At 60.5% G+C, this 15,139-nt stretch carries 19 protein-coding genes; 12 read left to right on the plus strand and 7 right to left on the minus strand.

Annotated features, from left to right (window positions below; translation table 11 throughout):
• Window positions 1-120 precede the first annotated feature (120 nt).
• From IVB54_RS30345 to IVB54_RS30355, 3 genes are all read left to right on the plus strand, one after another.
• Window positions 121-648, plus strand: a complete 528-nt coding sequence (locus IVB54_RS30345; protein WP_247776592.1) for a hypothetical protein — start codon at window positions 121-123, stop codon at window positions 646-648.
• 74 nt (window positions 649-722) lie between these two features.
• Complete coding sequence (locus IVB54_RS30350) at window positions 723-998, plus strand: hypothetical protein (RefSeq protein ID WP_247776593.1); 276 nt, start codon at window positions 723-725, stop codon at window positions 996-998.
• A 165-nt stretch (window positions 999-1,163) separates the two neighbouring features.
• The gene (locus IVB54_RS30355; protein WP_085359809.1) at window positions 1,164-2,444 is read left to right on the plus strand and encodes a hypothetical protein; all 1,281 of its coding nucleotides are present in this window, start codon (window positions 1,164-1,166) and stop codon (window positions 2,442-2,444) included.
• A 10-nt stretch (window positions 2,445-2,454) separates the two neighbouring features.
• Here IVB54_RS30355 and IVB54_RS30360 read toward each other — a convergent pair whose 3' ends face one another.
• Complete coding sequence (locus IVB54_RS30360; RefSeq protein ID WP_085359807.1) at window positions 2,455-3,078, minus strand: transglutaminase-like cysteine peptidase; 624 nt, start codon at window positions 3,076-3,078, stop codon at window positions 2,455-2,457.
• Between the two features lie 192 nt (window positions 3,079-3,270).
• On the opposite strand from IVB54_RS30360, the gene IVB54_RS30365 reads away from it, so the two are divergent.
• On the plus strand, window positions 3,271-4,008 hold the full coding sequence (locus tag IVB54_RS30365; protein WP_085359805.1) for a metallophosphoesterase family protein: 738 nt from the start codon (window positions 3,271-3,273) through the stop codon (window positions 4,006-4,008).
• A 183-nt stretch (window positions 4,009-4,191) separates the two neighbouring features.
• Window positions 4,192-4,731 (plus strand): hypothetical protein, encoded by a 540-nt coding sequence (locus tag IVB54_RS30370; protein ID WP_231188850.1) that lies wholly within the window; start codon window positions 4,192-4,194, stop codon window positions 4,729-4,731.
• A gap of 41 nt (window positions 4,732-4,772) precedes the next feature.
• On the opposite strand, the gene IVB54_RS30375 is transcribed toward IVB54_RS30370, so the two are convergent.
• Complete coding sequence (locus IVB54_RS30375) at window positions 4,773-5,222, minus strand: hypothetical protein (RefSeq protein ID WP_247363721.1); 450 nt, start codon at window positions 5,220-5,222, stop codon at window positions 4,773-4,775.
• A 226-nt stretch (window positions 5,223-5,448) separates the two neighbouring features.
• Here IVB54_RS30375 and IVB54_RS30380 point away from each other — a divergent pair, with 226 nt between their 5' ends.
• On the plus strand, window positions 5,449-5,757 hold the full coding sequence (locus IVB54_RS30380) for a hypothetical protein (RefSeq protein WP_247776594.1): 309 nt from the start codon (window positions 5,449-5,451) through the stop codon (window positions 5,755-5,757).
• Window positions 5,758-6,516: 759 nt separating this feature from the next.
• Window positions 6,517-7,740, plus strand: a complete 1,224-nt coding sequence (locus IVB54_RS30385; RefSeq protein ID WP_018456118.1) for a hypothetical protein — start codon at window positions 6,517-6,519, stop codon at window positions 7,738-7,740.
• 20 nt (window positions 7,741-7,760) lie between these two features.
• On the opposite strand, the gene IVB54_RS30390 is transcribed toward IVB54_RS30385, so the two are convergent.
• The 3 genes from IVB54_RS30390 to IVB54_RS30400 all read right to left on the minus strand — a co-directional run bounded on the left by IVB54_RS30390 (window position 7,761) and on the right by IVB54_RS30400 (window position 8,973).
• Complete coding sequence (locus IVB54_RS30390; RefSeq protein WP_083926416.1) at window positions 7,761-8,036, minus strand: hypothetical protein; 276 nt, start codon at window positions 8,034-8,036, stop codon at window positions 7,761-7,763.
• A gap of 203 nt (window positions 8,037-8,239) precedes the next feature.
• Window positions 8,240-8,656 carry a hypothetical protein gene (locus IVB54_RS30395; RefSeq protein WP_018456120.1) on the minus strand — a complete coding sequence of 139 codons (417 nt, stop codon included), beginning with the start codon at window positions 8,654-8,656 and terminating at the stop codon, window positions 8,240-8,242.
• Window positions 8,657-8,697: 41 nt separating this feature from the next.
• Window positions 8,698-8,973 (minus strand): hypothetical protein, encoded by a 276-nt coding sequence (locus tag IVB54_RS30400; RefSeq protein ID WP_018456121.1) that lies wholly within the window; start codon window positions 8,971-8,973, stop codon window positions 8,698-8,700.
• 998 nt (window positions 8,974-9,971) lie between these two features.
• Here IVB54_RS30400 and IVB54_RS30405 point away from each other — a divergent pair.
• From IVB54_RS30405 to IVB54_RS30415, 3 genes are all read left to right on the plus strand, one after another.
• Window positions 9,972-10,145: a hypothetical protein gene (locus tag IVB54_RS30405; RefSeq protein WP_162847250.1), complete on the plus strand. Its 174-nt coding sequence runs from the start codon at window positions 9,972-9,974 to the stop codon at window positions 10,143-10,145.
• A 639-nt stretch (window positions 10,146-10,784) separates the two neighbouring features.
• Complete coding sequence (locus IVB54_RS30410; protein ID WP_247368938.1) at window positions 10,785-12,335, plus strand: EAL domain-containing protein; 1,551 nt, start codon at window positions 10,785-10,787, stop codon at window positions 12,333-12,335.
• Between the two features lie 115 nt (window positions 12,336-12,450).
• Window positions 12,451-12,816 (plus strand): antibiotic resistance protein VanZ, encoded by a 366-nt coding sequence (locus tag IVB54_RS30415; protein ID WP_018456125.1) that lies wholly within the window; start codon window positions 12,451-12,453, stop codon window positions 12,814-12,816.
• Window positions 12,817-12,859: 43 nt separating this feature from the next.
• Here the strand turns inward: IVB54_RS30415 and IVB54_RS30420 are convergent, their stop codons facing one another.
• Window positions 12,860-13,258: a CHRD domain-containing protein gene (locus IVB54_RS30420; protein WP_039799634.1), complete on the minus strand. Its 399-nt coding sequence runs from the start codon at window positions 13,256-13,258 to the stop codon at window positions 12,860-12,862.
• Between the two features lie 196 nt (window positions 13,259-13,454).
• Window positions 13,455-13,739, minus strand: a complete 285-nt coding sequence (locus IVB54_RS30425; RefSeq protein ID WP_018456127.1) for a hypothetical protein — start codon at window positions 13,737-13,739, stop codon at window positions 13,455-13,457.
• 239 nt (window positions 13,740-13,978) lie between these two features.
• Here IVB54_RS30425 and IVB54_RS30430 point away from each other — a divergent pair, with 239 nt between their 5' ends.
• Entirely contained in the window at window positions 13,979-14,128 is a 150-nt protein-coding gene (locus IVB54_RS30430; RefSeq protein ID WP_240543981.1) for a hypothetical protein, read from the plus strand.
• Between the two features lie 6 nt (window positions 14,129-14,134).
• Window positions 14,135-15,127 (plus strand): UDP-glucose 4-epimerase GalE, encoded by a 993-nt coding sequence (gene galE / locus IVB54_RS30435; protein WP_018456129.1) that lies wholly within the window; start codon window positions 14,135-14,137, stop codon window positions 15,125-15,127.
• Window positions 15,128-15,139 lie beyond the last annotated feature (12 nt).

Raw genomic sequence — 15,139 nt, forward strand, 5'->3', positions numbered from 1 at the left:
TGACTGTTTGTTGTAATTCGTGTGCCCGATCGGTAGGCAACCGCTCAACCGACGGGCGAGGCGTTCTCACCCCCGCGTATCTCTGGTAATGCTCCGACCGTCTCATAAGGAGTTCCGGCGTTGCTCTTGGCGATTCTTTCCCTTGCTCTGACAGGATGGTTGCTCGCCGGACCGGGGGACGAAACCCCGGGGCGCCCCTTCATTGAGATCGCAGGCCCATCCTCCTCGATTTGGAAATTCACCCGCACCCAAGGCCCAAAAGAGAGCGAGAGCTTCGCTTCCATCTCCAAGACAGCCGAGACGATGCAGTCTGACCCGGAGTTCGCCGGCCTGATCGTCCGCTGCGCTCCCAAAGCCAAGATCGACGTGTTGGTGGCCTTGATCCGCCCCTTCCCGCCACGGAGCCGCCCTAAGGTCACGATCGCCTCCGCTACGGGGGGCACCGTGACGGTCGAAGCCAGCATGGCAGCGGCCGGGGCCGCAGTCCTGTTACCGGACGAGGTCTCGGCCTTTGCCGCCGGCAAGTGGCAGACGACGCCCTCGCTTTCCGTGGTGGTGAAGGAAAGTGACACCGAGATCAAAGGCGTGGTGGCCCTGAACGGGCTTCGCGAAGCCTATAATTCCCTGGCGGCCAGTTGCGGCCAATAGACAAAATTTAGCCATACGACTTAAGGGTCTTTTTAGGGTGGGGAACCTAAGGTCCGGAGCACGGAGTGTTTCGGATGACCGAGCTTTTGATCTTCAGCTTTCTGGTAGGCGCAGTTCTGGGCCAACGCTTTCGCGTCCTGGTGCTCCTGCCGCTGACATTCGTCATGCTGCTCGCCGCGATCCCGGTCGGCTGGATGGCCAATCTGGGCTTCCTTGACGGCCTGAAGGGCGTCGTGTTCGCGGCTATCGCGCTCCAGGCCGGCTATCTCTTCGGCTCGGCCGCCCGCTTTGCTCTCGCCGCCGGTCGTGCCGCCCGCGTGTTTGCCCGTCCGCTCAAGACCGCCCGCTGACCTCTTTGGCGCATCAAGAGTCCGTCTGATCCCCCGCACGCGACGCTGCCTTAATGTGGGTTGGGTTGGGGTTGGGAGCTGCGTTGGCTGCAGAGCTCTGTTTGAAAACTTGCCTCCGGCTTGTATGGTGGCCTGACCCTTTCAGGATTCCTTCCAGGCGCACGTTTGTCCTTCGCTTATTTTGCCCTCATCGTTTGCCTTGTTTCTGCATCCGCTCTCGACATTGCCGGCGCCAAATTCGGCGTACAGCTCGGGATGACGGCTACGGCCCTGGGGCTATTTGCAGCGGTCTTCAGCGCACGAAAGGCCGACTACGAGCACTATCTGCGTGCCACGGTCTGGGGCCGTTGGATCCTGATCGGCATTCCCCTTTGTATCGCGGCTCAGCTGGTGCCGCTGTGGCTGAGTTGGGCGCATCCGATCTGGGCGAGCAGCCACGATGCTCTGGCTGGCCTGTCGCTTGGGCCAGTGACGGCGGATCTCGGCCTCACCCTGAATGCGCTGTTTCAAGCCCTCGCAGCGATCTCGTTGCTCAGCGTGACCATCGTCGTGGTCCGTGACCGCAGCCGTGCCGAACTGGTGCTGTTCGTGCTGAGCGGGGTAACCGCGGTGTCGGCTCTGACCTTGGATTTGCGTCCGTTCTCATCCGCCCTTGCAACCGCCGTTCCTTCCGACCTGGCGACAACGATGGCCGGTCTTGGCGTCATGCTTAATATAGCCGTCATGCAGCTGGCCGCCGAGCGGGCCGAAACGCGCCACTCGGTCGTTCGGTCGGTCGCCATCGGCCTTTGCGGCCTTGTGGGCGCTCTGGCCAGCGCGGTCGCGGTTTTTGGCTTGTCGGGGACGAACAGCGCGATCGCCGCGGCCTTTGGCCTCGTGTTGATGTTGCTGATCCTTGTCATTCGAAGGATCGACCTATCCCCGTTGGCCGCAGGCGCGCTGTCCTTAGCCGCGCTGGTCGGAGCGATCATTGTCCTGAGCTTCTTGTTCGAAAAGAATGCAGGGCCGATTCTTTTGCGGCTCGTCGCGGAGGTGGGGGCCGAAACCAGAGCCGCGCTGGAGCGAATGTTGGCCGACACCAGGTGGTTCGGTGCGGGGGCAGGCACCTTTTCTGCCGTTGGCAGGATCTACCAAAGCGATTCCGGCGCGGCTTTGATGGCGCCCTCGACGGCTTTTGCCATCTTCGCGGATACCGGATGGATCGGTTTTTCCGCCGCGCTGCTGGCGGGCATGTTGGCTTTGGGCCGCTTGTTTTTGGGGGCTTTGCAGCGCGGCCGCGACTCGTTCTTCCCTGCGGCGGCCGCGGCCTGCCTTGTCTTCGCGCTGGTTGAGGGCTTCGCCGGTTCAGGACTGCTGCATCCGGCAGCAATCCTTTGCCTGTCAACGATCATGGGACTCGGCTTGTCCCAAAGCATCACCCAGTCCCCACGCGGCACGGGTCATTAGTCGTTCGTCGTTAGACGTCGCGATCAGCCAGTGACGCCCAGTAGGTCGGGTTCTTGGGCATTTGGATGCGGACCCACCGATAGGACTTTTTCGACCAGGGCAGGATGTGCCCGGTGAGGTTATCCAGCACGAGATCGCCGGCGAACGTGCGCACCACGACCACAAGATGATGCTCACCCCAGGTCGTCACGACCTCGCTGAGCAACACCGATCGCGCCGGGAAGCCCTTGGCAATCAGATCGTGGCGTTTTGTCACGGCGTAGTCGTTGCAGTCGCCGCTGGTGGGATGCAGCAGCCACTTCTCGCCGCGCAGCCCCTCCAAATTAGGCTCGGGTCGGATCGCGCTGTTGACCCGCCGATTGACCTCCTGAAGCTGGGCCATGCGCTCGGCCGTGAGCTTGAGACGTCCGCCCCTGAACACGATTTGCTGCGGTCGCGGCTTACACTCGCCCTCGTACTTCAGGCAAAAGAGCGTGAAAGCCATCGGCGCCAGGGTCGGCTGGTCGAACTTGATGTACTGGATGGCGCCGCGCAACGCCGACGGCGCACCGACAAAGGCGGCCTCGGCCTTGTGTTGAGCCGCCCCAGCCAACAGAGCGGCGGCAATCGCCAGGAACTTTAAAGTCTTGCGCATGTCGCGCTCCCCATTTCTTGTTGGGGAAACGCTACGGGACACGTCTTGAAATCCGGCTCAAAAGCCGAGCGATCCTTTAATCAAAACCGCTGCGACTCCGTCAGAAACAATTAAGAATACCGATGCGTAACTTGTTCTGCTATGAGCGACCATGCCCTCCATTCATGACGCCAGACCCGATTCGACCAGCTGATGGGCCTTTCCAAGCGTTTTCGTAAGAACGTCAAGCCGCGGCTCCCCGACGGCGTGAGGATCTATGCCATCGGCGATGTGCATGGACGCGCCGACCTGCTTCAGTCGCTCTTAACTGTCATCGACGCCGACCTTGCCCGCTCCGCTCCCGAACGAGCGATTCAGGTCTTTCTTGGCGACTACGTCGACAGGGGCCCGGACTCGCGCGCTGTGATTGATCTCCTGATCGAGCGCTCGAAGTCGCATGAGACAGTGTGCCTCAAGGGCAATCACGAGGTGTTCCTGCTCGAGGTCCTCAAGGACCCGGCGCGCCTGGAGGAATGGCGTCGCTACGGAGGCCTGCTGACCCTTGTTTCATACGGCATCAACCCGACGATGAATCCGACGCCGGAGCAGCAGATTGAATTGATCGAAGGGTTGAGGCAGGCGCTTCCGCGGGAGCATCTTTCGTTTCTTCAGCAGCTCCGCCCGTCCTTCGCGTGTGGCGACTTCTTCTTTGTGCACGCCGGCGTCAAGCCGGGCGTAGCCCTGGAACGTCAGAAGGAGGAGGATCTGCTCTGGATCCGCGAGGAATTCCTCGAGTCCGAAAGACGCTTCGGCAAATATATCGTCCACGGCCATACCCCGGTCAGCGTCCCGGATATCCGCTCAAACCGGATCAATATCGACACCGGCGCTTACGCGACCGGCAACTTGACCTTGCTCACGATCCAGGGCGATAGTCTGCTCGCAATTTAGGACTTTTGCAGAGTTGCTGGCCAACTCCTGCGCCCTTCCACACGGGCATCGAAATTCATCATGAGCCGCATGACCTTGCTTCGCATCATTGGCGCCTGCATCGCAGTGATGTTGCTGCTTTACGCAGCATTGGGGTTTTACGGCGATCTCACGCGGTCGAACTTTCGGGCGAGCGATTTGTTCTTGGGCGAGTTTCCGCCCGAGAAGGTCAACGTAGCCGCTTCGGGCGTTCTGGCGCCCCTTTCATTCGACGGCGACTTGCTGGCGAATTATGCGGCGGCCAAAGCCGCGGATTTTCTTCACCGTCCTGCAGCCGATGTGAACAGCAGGGCCGCCGAGAACAAGGCTGCCCAGGATGCCGTTGTTGCGGCTCTGAAAGTATCGCCCATCCGGCCCGCGCTTTGGCTGACGCTCGGCACGCTGAAGACGCAGGCGGGTGAGCTGGCGACGCCTGCAGTGAAAATGTCTTACCTGGCCGGCGCGGTGCCGATCGCCGTCGCCTTCGCACGGCTCCAAACCGTCACATCGAACGCGGCAGCAGCCGACGAAGAGATCAAGCTGCTGGCGCAATCGGACGTCCGCGCGGCGCTTGCCAACCGCTCTCGCTACGAGCAGCTCCTGATCGCTGCCTACCTGCAGGCCACGCCGCAAGGCAAGTCGCTGCTTCTGGAGACCACGCAGGGGACCGATCCCAAGTTCAATCAGATTTTGCGGCGGTACTGAAGTTCGAGCGCGAGTTAGCCTGCTGGCTTGCAGTCAATTTTTCAGCGCGTCGCTTTTGGTGCGATCGGCACGAAATCCCGCTCACGGCGCGGTTGATCCGGTCGCCCCTGGTAGACGAACATGCCCTTCTTGGTCGAGACGATGTCGCCGCGCTGCAGGCTGTCGTCGTTGAGGAGGCGTTCGGTCGCGACAAGGTCCGGATCCTCCGGGACCGGTTTATAGAGCTCTGGATGGTCCCGCCGCTCGCGCGAGAGCTCCTTGGCTCGTCGCCGCGCATCTTCGATACGCTGACGCCACTCGTCACGGCTGACTTCCGGCTCGCTTGGTGGAAGATAGTCGCTGACCGAGGGCTCCGGTTCGGTCTGCGCAAAACACGAGGGCGGATTGGCGAGACCGAAGTCGATTGCACCGGCAACGGTCAGGACCACTCCGGCCAGCTGCCCAAGCCGCCTGGCATGAGCTAGAAAGGTGTGAGGTCGCGCGGTTGGCACGCTGTAACTCCAGGGCAGAGCGAGAAGAACGAGCAAGGGCCGGAAACTTCTCGTCCATTCCCTTCAATCTATACGTTTGCCGATTGCACGAAAGCCAAATCGCGGGCAAGCTTCGTGCTTTAGCTCGCGAGGATATTGACCACTGGTCCGCAACGTTACTTTCCTGGTTCTGGTGATCTTTTTAGGCACTCACTTTGCGACAGCAGGCCAGATCGAATACCCGCAAGTGATCCATACGCAATACGAAGCCGTCGATCAGAAGACCGGGGGTCACTTCGTGCTGTGGTCGGAGCGGGAAAAGATCTTCTATGGCCTGGACCAGAAGCTTTTCCCGGGAGCTCGGTTTGTCGACATCACCCAGGTAACCCCAAGCGTGGGTTCGATCACACTGACCTATGTCGAGGTGCGGACCGTCAGCAGCACGACGTCGGACTATCTGTATCTGGCAGGAAATGTCCGCTTTCGCGTCAGTGGGATGGCGCTCAAATCCAGCAACTTCCCCGCCGGCGGCGGAATGACACCCAACGTACAGTAGCCAGACTAACGCCTGCTCGACCCACTAGTCCGCGTTCTGTTGCCGTAATAGGAGCGCGCGCGCCCTCCACTGACCAGAGGCGGCTGAATCTGGCTCGGAATATTCCGCGTAGCCGTGCTCGGCGCGGGCTGCGAGGGATTGACGATAATTACATTTCGATCGGGGGTCGATGGATCATTGACCCCCTGGGCCCGAGCGCTGAGGGCCCACGTGCTTGCCGTCACAAGAAGCGTAAACGCGGTCAGGACTAATCGTTTCATAAGATGTCTCCCAAGCGAGAACATCGGGAGGCGATCACCGTTCCTTCACGGTTGCTTGGGTCGTCATTGCCGAGGCACGGCGATCAACTTGCCGTCTCTCCAGACCCCCTGAGCCGCCATCCCGCTCGGCAGCTTGCCCGGCGCCAGGTTTCGGGTGGCTGTGGGTCGTGAGGCGCTCTGGGCCGTTTGGGTTTTCTTCGTAGGGGTGGTCACGATGCTGGTGCTCGTCAAATTGGCTTTGTCCTTGGTCCCTTGTGCAAAAGAAGGTTGCACCAGGAGAGCCACAAACGTGAGTGCTATGAAACCGTCGCGCATGATCAAAATACCGGAAAGAGGAGCTCGTCGAACTGTCACAGCTTTCTGCCCAAAAGCAAGCCCCCGAAGCTGTTCGACATGGGCTCTTGCAAGGCTGGCGATCAGAGCGGCTTTCGCCGAGATAGGATTTTGACGCGGAAAAGCCTAGCGAAACAGCCTGTTCCGGGTTACTTGATCGGCCTTGATGACCGACCCCAGCGACACCGCCGCCGGCGCGCCAAATATGCACGCGATCAAGGCCGGGTTTGTGCGTCTCCTGTCCGGGCGGATTCGCGACATATCCAGCGACCCCCGGCAGATCCGCGAAATCGTATACGAGCTGGCTCGCATCAAGCTTCTGGAACAATTAACGCATGGCGACGCACGGGAGTCCCGCGAGCTCCAGCAAGTGCTTGAGCGCGCCATCCGGGAGGTTGAGCTTTCATTTGACCGTAGCGAGCGCGACGCGCTGTCCAAAGCGCCGGAGTTGGCGCTAGACGTCGCTTCGCATCAGTCGCCACCCAGTCCCCCGGCTCCTCAGCCCGTTCCGCATCTGGCGCCCGTTCCGCCCTCGCCGCCCGTCCCGAAGCCTGCGGAAACAGGGCGCGGTTCTGTCGCACCGCCAAGCCCGCCCGACCAATCTCGGCGAAGCGGCATCCTCAACTCCCTCATCCGATTAGCCGCCATCCTGGTCGTCATTGCCGGTGCCAGCGCGGCGGTTACTTATTGGCCGCGGTTGAGGACACAATCCCTCGCATTGTGGCAGTCCGCGACGCTGTCCAAGCGCACCTCCACAAGCCCCGAGCCTCACCCCACCGGGGCTGTGACTCCATCGAGCGGTGAGAGCGTCGAACGGACACCGGATCAACCGAAGGAGCCGGTGACGCCTGCGCAACCCTCGATGCCGTTGCCAACGACCTTCGGCGTCTACGCCCTGAGCCAGGGCCAGCTCCAGGAGCTCAAGCCGGTCCCCGGGAAGATTCCGGATCGTCGTGTCGCGATCTCAGCAGCAATCACCACACCGAGCGCGACGACCCTGACAAGCGGAGATGTCAGCTTCATTGTTTTCAGGCCCGACGGTGGTGTCGATGCAACCGGGACCGAGGTTCGAGTAGTCGCAAAAGTCTCCCGAGCGATGGGCGTCGATGCAACCGGGAAAGCGGCCATGGTCTCTGCCGGCGACACCTGGGTCATCCGCAGCATGTCCTTCCCTTACAAAGTAGGTCCGGTCGAGGATCAGCCGAGAATGCTATCGCTGCAGCCGGAGCAGGACGGCTTTACGCTTTCGCCGGGTCGCTACGTCGTGGTCGTCAAAGGTATGGGCTATGACTTCACGGTGGCCGGGACGCCGACTGATCCCAACCAATGCGTCGAACGCATCAATGCAACGAACGGCGCATTCTACTCCCCCTGCCCGCCGCGACGCTAAAGTGGCGCGACGCGTTCCGTTTATTTCTTGGCCTTGGCGTCTTTAGGCGCATCCGCGGGCGCATCATCGACCTTGCCGTTGTTCGTGACGCATTTGCTGAAATAATCGCGCCGCTCCTTGGCTGTCCCTGCGCTGCCGGCAGCGGGATTGCCGATTTGCTTTGGAGGAAAGGCCTTGGCCAAAGCTGCGTCGCATGCACGCGCTACTTCTACAGTGACGGCCGACGCCGTTACTGGCGCGCCAATAGCCAAAACAAATGCCAATCCCATTGACCTTTGCAAATTTCTGGAGATCACCTGGCTCGCTCCTTCAATCCGTCCGAGAACGCTGGACGGGACCATATCAAAACCGGCAGAAGAGCCAAACGGCAAAGCGGCGCCCGAATTGTCCCGTGGCAAAGCTGTTCAGCGAGAGATTATGCTTTTCGGACCGAGATATCCATCGTGCCCAAACCTGCTGCGTTTAGCAGACGGAAGGGTGCCGAGCCAAACCCTCGATCCTAGCTATTGAGCTGCGGCGGCTTCAGGTTCGGAAAGCGCGTGAGCATCGCGGTCCTGATAAACCTCAGATGAGCGATGGTGTTTGCCAATTCCTTGAGCCGCCGCTGGCCGTTGGAGATGTCGGCGGCAAAGAGATCTTGATGATGACTGTCGATCGGCTCCCGTTCGAGATATTCATCGGTGCCGTTTCCGAAAGTGACGGATGCACGCGCGAGTGCGTCATCAACACGTCGTCCCAGGCCGACCTGCTCCCTCTCCGCATCGCGCAATGCCGTATCGATCGCGACCATGACGGCATCGATTCGAACGCGGTCCGTCTCCGCATCGCGCTCGATGGTACGGGCCTTGAAGCCTTTGTCCTCACGGCGGGAGCTGAGAAAATTGTGTGCGCGCGCTCTCAGGAACAGCTGAAACATTTGGGCCATCCCACGTTCGAGATTTGGACCGCTAACATCGGTCAGACATAGTTAACAAAGCTTGAATCTTGTGGCTGCTCCGCCTGGCTTTGTACGATCCACGCCCGCCAGGCTCCTTCGTGTTTCGAATAAAGCTCAAGCCATCGAGCTTCGTGCGCCGCGGCGGCCCCATCGCCCGGACCGATTTGAACCGTCTCTCCCGATGTGATGTCCAGCGCTTCGAACTCCGCCGTTTCCGGAAGCGACAGCCCTATCAGCACCCGCTTCCCTTGCGCATCAACGAAATACCTGCGGGGCGCGTTGTGCCTTTCAGTCATTCGAATGAGTCTCGTCCATGATCCAAGGACCTGGAAGATCTTTCAGGTGTCGATCATAGGCGCGAACGAAAACCATCAAAATAACGATGCAAATTATCGCGCCTAGCAATGCAATCAGATACGTCATTTACGCCTACCCTAACGCGGGGCCACGGAAAAATCGGGGCGGCTAAGCTTCCGCCGTGAATCGAGATGTTCTAGGTGGCATTGGCTAGGCTCTCAAGAATTACGACAAGTTAACCTAACCGCACATGGTTATTTCGATAATGCTACAGAGATCGCTCGGCAAACAGGCCAGGCGCGAAATACCATCATTAGGAGGGCGACCGACTTCGTCCCGCCCCTGTTGCGGGAGTATAGGGCGCATAGAGACGATATCTTGCCGATCGCTTGCGTGAGCGCCACGCCCTCGCACCATAGCCGCAAGCAAAACCGCCCGCGAAGATCGAACCCAAAATCACAATTGCCAATATTTGAACGTCCCATTTTTTCGGCGCGTTCCTCCCATTGCATTTCATCTTGTCGTTGTGACGACTTCAAGATCGGCACCGCTGAAAGTTTTGCCAGGCGATGACGAAATTTGTGCAAGGAGCTGATTGAAGTTTGGTCGTTGCCGGACAGCCGCGGGCCGGGGAATGACAAAACGTCTCACTGATTGAAGTTGGATCCGGCCGGATGTTAATCGGGGTTCACGCAGTCCATGCAGCCTTCAAAACCGGCGCCCGACAATTCGGCTTCCAGCCATTCAAAGCGCGGTAACGGCCGCCGCTGATCAGCATTGACACCTCCGTGATAGTACGGAGCGACAAAGCCGGATTAGACGCGTTAAGGTTGAGCGGTTAGCTTAATCCGCGTTGTTTGTTGCGAATTCTCACTAATCACTTATCCCATCGTCTCACCGGGCTCCCCCAAGCTCGGCCCACCCAAGCAAAGCCGTCGAGCGACATGGGTCCGCTTGGCGGCTTTGTCCTTGTCGCGACGAGAGGATGATTTCGGTTATGGCGCGCAAGCCCTGGTCGTTCAAGGAAGACCGCCGGCTGATGGAGTTGGCTAAGTCTTCGGCTTCATTGGAGGAGGCGGCGAAACAGCTCGGACGATCGCCCGATGCGATCAAGCGCATGGCCCTGCGCCTTGGTCTTTCGTTGAAAACGAAGGCGAGAAAAAAGGCCTAAGCGAGCGTGCGGCGGCGTTCCGCCAACGACGTCATGATGGCCGCGGGCGCGCGATCGCCGGTTCTGACGAAGAACGAATGCGTCGTGTTGCTGATCGGAGTAGAGCAAGGACCTCAAGGCAAGGTGAGGTCGCCGTCCGCCCCGAAGGCTCGACTCCGGCTACATGAAATAGATGCGCTCTAGCCCGGTTCGCCAGGGAACCGAACCAGCGCGCTCGCGTTGACTCCAACTTCATCGCGAGGTCTGGCCGTGGCCCATCTTGCCATTTCCGTCATTCTGGTCTGGTTGGCTATCAATATCGCCTTCGTGGTCTTGCGCTTGCGAGCCACCCGGCCACAGCATGGTGGCAGCCCTCGGCAGGCTTCCATCGCGCCCTACAATCCCGCACCCGCTTCGCTCCGCCATCGAATGGGCCGCCAGAACTTGGGAGCGGAAGGTTAAGTAGCATTTTCGATAGGGTCCCCCGGTCCGGGGGCAGACGGGTCCCTCGCCTGCCCACCCCCAAAGGCCGGTTCCACATGCCTCGCCCGCGCATTAAACCCTATCTTAGCGCGTCCTGATTAGGATCGGCCGACGCTTCCCTCTGTTCCGCCGGGCCGAATGAGATTGCAGCGACCGACTTTCGTATTTGCGGCGTTCGTGCTCGCGAGCGCGGCCGCGTTCGGCGTGGCTGGCCACTTTGCGGCAACTTCGTTCATTCGGTACCAGCAGGCCCACCAGCTCGACGAATTGACCGAGGTGGTTCTGCGTCGCGCCGAATTTGCGGTCGACTTTGCCGGCGCGAGCCTGGGCGAACTCGCGCGGCGCGATCTTGCCGATTGTGGGCCCGCGACGCTGCAGGCGATCCGGCTCCACGTCTACCAACGTTCCGCAATCAAGGATGTGCGCCTCGTCAACCCGGATGGCTCGGTGATCTGTTCGGCCTATTCCGAAACGCTGGAATTCGACAAGGGATGGATCGACCGCCGCGATATGCTTCCCTCGCACGACAAGAACCTTTCGCTCTTCCGTGTTGAGCAATTCGGCGGGGATGCTCTGGGCGTGCTCAAAGACATCAACGGCAATGCCGCATTGGTCGCCATTCTTGGCGTCAACGCCAGCCTGTTCGACATCATGCCCGCCGAGTTGCGCGCCCACAGCGAAGTGATCCTCGCGTTGAGCAACGGCGAGAAACTTGGCGAATTCCTGCTCGATCCCGACAAAGCCTTGCAGGCCCCGATCGATCTCGACAAAAATTCAGCTCGATTCCCACTCCATGCGACCATTCGCCTCGAACGCGGCATCCTCTCGACGTGGAACAACGAGGCTTACTGGCCGACGCTGGCCGTAGCATTTGCAATCGGCGCCCTTTTCGGCGGGCTTTTCGCGCGGAGCCGCCGCATGGAAGGGCCCGTCGCCGATCTCGACCGCGGGCTGGCCGCGAACGAATTCAAGCCGTACTACCAGCCCATCTTCGAGCTCAAGACCGGTCGGATCAAAGGCTGCGAGGTGTTGGCTCGGTGGCTCCTCAAAGACGGATCGGTCGTGCCTCCGATGAACTTCATCCCGCTCGCGGAATCCAGCGGCCGCATCCAGGTCATGACCTGGCAGATCCTGCGATCAGCGCTGTCGGATCTGCAGCCGCTGTTGAAAGCGAACAAGGATTTTAAGCTCTCCCTCAACGTCGTACCAAAGCATCTCTTGAGTGCGGGCTTCATTGAAACGCTCCGCCGCACGGTCATGGCGGCGCAAGTCTCCGCGCGCCAGATCGTCATCGAGGTGACCGAGCGCGACGAGCTCGACGACCTCGCACGCGCCGCAGCCGTGGTCAGCGAATTGCGGGACTGCGGGTTTCGCGTCGCCATCGATGACGTCGGCGTCGGTCATAGCGGGCTATCCCGGCTCAAGGGCCTGGGCGCCAATACAATCAAGATCGACAAATTTTTCGTCGACACGATCACCGTGGACGCATCGACTGCCACGATCGTGGAGATGCTGGTCGCACTTGCGAAGGACCTCCAAATGACGGTGGTCGCGGAAGGCATCGAGACGGAGGAGCAGGTCCGGGCGCTTATTTCATCCGGCGTAGAGGAGGGGCAGGGCTATCTGGTCTCCGCCCCACTGCCCTTCCCTCGATTCAACGAGTTGGTCGAGTCACGCTGCTTGGCGCAGAGCGCTAAATTGCCGACCGACGCGGCGTTGGTGGCCTGAAAGGATTGAGCCGTTAACCCGGGACGGCAAACGCGCCGCGCCCCTTGCTCAATCAGCCTTAACGATACTCTCATCTTTCAACGCGGCCTGGCTCCGGTCCGGCTATGGTCGTCCAATGCGCCGCAACCACCTTATCGCAGCCGCAGGCGTCTGCTTCGCGCTCATCGTCTATGCCACGCTTGCGAGACTGGCGGGGAGACCCGTGCTTATTGGCCATCACGAGGCTTATTGGGTCGTCGTGATCGAGCGCTTCAGCGTCTACGGGTTGCTGGGATTTCTCTTGTCCTTCCTGTTGCCCGGTCGGCTCACCCTCGCATGCTCGCTTGTCGTGGCGGTCGCAATGGGGCTGGAAATCCTGCAAGCGATGACGCCCGATCGTGATCCGGGTTTCCTGGACGTGCTGCAAAAAGCAGCAGGCGGGACCGTCGGGGTCCTCCTCGCTCAAACAATCCTGGCCTTCTTACCGAGGCCGCCCTCCTGAGCAGATGCATGGCCTGCACGTCTGCATCGGGAAGTGACCGTCCTTATTTTATCATTTGTCCGCGTAGTTCACCGCCCGGGTTCGCGGCCGTATGAATGTTGGCATACCATTTCCCAGCCAGCAGGTCCGCAGCCTGAGCTTCGGTGAGCGTTGCGCTCCCCTGAATCGGGCTTTGGACCGTCTTGAACGGCAGCACGATGCCGGCGTTCTTGCCGGCCTCCACGGGGCCATGGAAATGTGCCCCCATGGCTGGCCCGGTCAAGCCGGCGAAGCTGACTGTGTAGGTCAGGGTTTTCGCCTCCGTATCGTAGGTCGCCTCGGCCTTGCCTGTTCCAGGCGAGTTGTTCGGAGGCACTTCATTGCTGCCTTTTAAATCGGCCTGCAACTTCACGAGCTCTGCATTTGCCGTTGCGGCTGTCATGATGATCAGCGCACCCAGCATCGCCGCTGCCAACAGTGTCGCGTAGCCTCGATCGCTGTCGTTCCTCATGGCATCCTCCTTCAGGCTCTACGGCCCGCTGCGGTTAAACCCCGGCCAGCAATGAAAATTCCGGATGGAGATTTATGCCTGATTCGGAACAACTATCGCGAGAATCTCGGCTCCTTGTACCCGGAGCCTGATGGATTGCGTGCGGGAGCTAAGCCGAGCGGCGCCGGCCCAGGAACTGGTTCGGCGTCAGGAGTTCTGCCATCTGCCGATGGGTGGCCTGGAGCGTCTCGATGGCGCCGTCCAGATCAAAATCGGCGTCCCGGACAGAGGCGAAATATTTGGCCGTCAGCGCCAGATCGAGCTTGACGCGGGTTGCGCCGTCGCGGCTTTTGCGGCGGTCAAGTGACAAATGGATGGCCCGCATTCGTGCCTCGGCAGACGTGCAGCCGCTAAGCTCGGCGAGTTCGTCATAGGTCATCCAGATCTGTGCCATGTTTCAGTCACTCCTTTACTCGGCATCAGCTTAATTTTGGTTCTTAAAGCTTCGGTTGCCGCGATGCGCGCGCCCACCGTTTCGCAGCGATAGGGTCAATGCGAGCTAAACGAAGAAGGACGATCGTGCCGAGCCGCCGGTGGGTTGCATACAGCGAAGATCAATCTATGCTCACCAGATCGATCAACTATTGAACTGAGGCAATCGCATTGGGACAGGTCACTTCGGAAGCCCTCTCCTTGATTGATGTCGTCTCCCGTGGCGCCACGCGGCATGTCCTCGCCTTCCGCAAACGTCCCGCATGGCTGACGCTTGCGGTGCTCGTGCCGGGTGCCGATTTGGTGCTGGCCGCGGACGCATGGATGATCGTTGATTTCACCTCGAGGTAAGCAGACATGACCGACCGACCGACTGTCCTCGTTACGGGAGGCGCGGGCTATATCGGCTCGCATGCCTGTCGCGCCCTGACCGCCGCCGGCTATCAGCCCGTCGTTTATGACAATCTGTCGACAGGTCATCGCGGCTTCGTCGCCGGCCCGCTGGTAACAGGCGATCTGCTCGACGGCGCCACGCTGGCGCGCGCCTTCGCCGAGCACAAAATCACGGCGGTCATGCATTTCGCGGCGGCGAGTCTCGTCGGCGAGTCCATGACCGACCCGCAAAAGTACTACATCAACAATGTGCAGGGCACGCTGTCGCTATTGCAGGCGATGCGCAATGCGGGCTGCCATCGTATCGTGTTCTCCTCGACCGGCGCCGTCTACGGCAATGCCGATTCCAAGGAACTGCCGGAAGACTTCCCCTGCGCGCCGATCAACCCCTATGGCGCATCGAAGTGGATGATCGAGCGCATGCTCGCCGATTACCGCGCCGCTTACGGCTTCGGCGCGTTCTGCCTGCGCTATTTCAATGCCAGCGGCGCCGATCCTGCCGGCGGCATCGGCGAATTGCGTGACAATGAAACCCATCTCATTCCGCGCGCCATGATGGCATTACAGGGCCATGTCGATTTTGCCGTGTTCGGTCAGGACTACGACACGCCCGATGGCACCGCGATCCGCGACTACATCCACGTCACCGACCTCGCCGCAGCGCATGTCGCGGCGCTGAAGCTGCTGGAACAAGGGCATGCCGGCGGCAGCTTCAATCTAGGCACCGGCTCCGGCTTTTCGGTACGGGAGATCCTGACCGCCATCAGGCAGGAGACCGGGCGCGAGGTGCCCCACACCGTCAAACCGCGCCGCGCCGGCGATCCCACCTATCTGGTCGCCGATCCCTCCGCAGCGCGAAAAGCGCTGAATTTCGTGCCGCGATATTCGGATCTGCCGACTGTAATCCGCACCGCCTGGGCCTGGCACCAGAGGGCTCATCCGCTTAAGCAGCCCTGACAACATCCTCGA

This window comes from Bradyrhizobium sp. CW1 (assembly GCF_023100665.1).
GTDB lineage: Bacteria > Pseudomonadota > Alphaproteobacteria > Rhizobiales > Xanthobacteraceae > Bradyrhizobium > Bradyrhizobium canariense_D.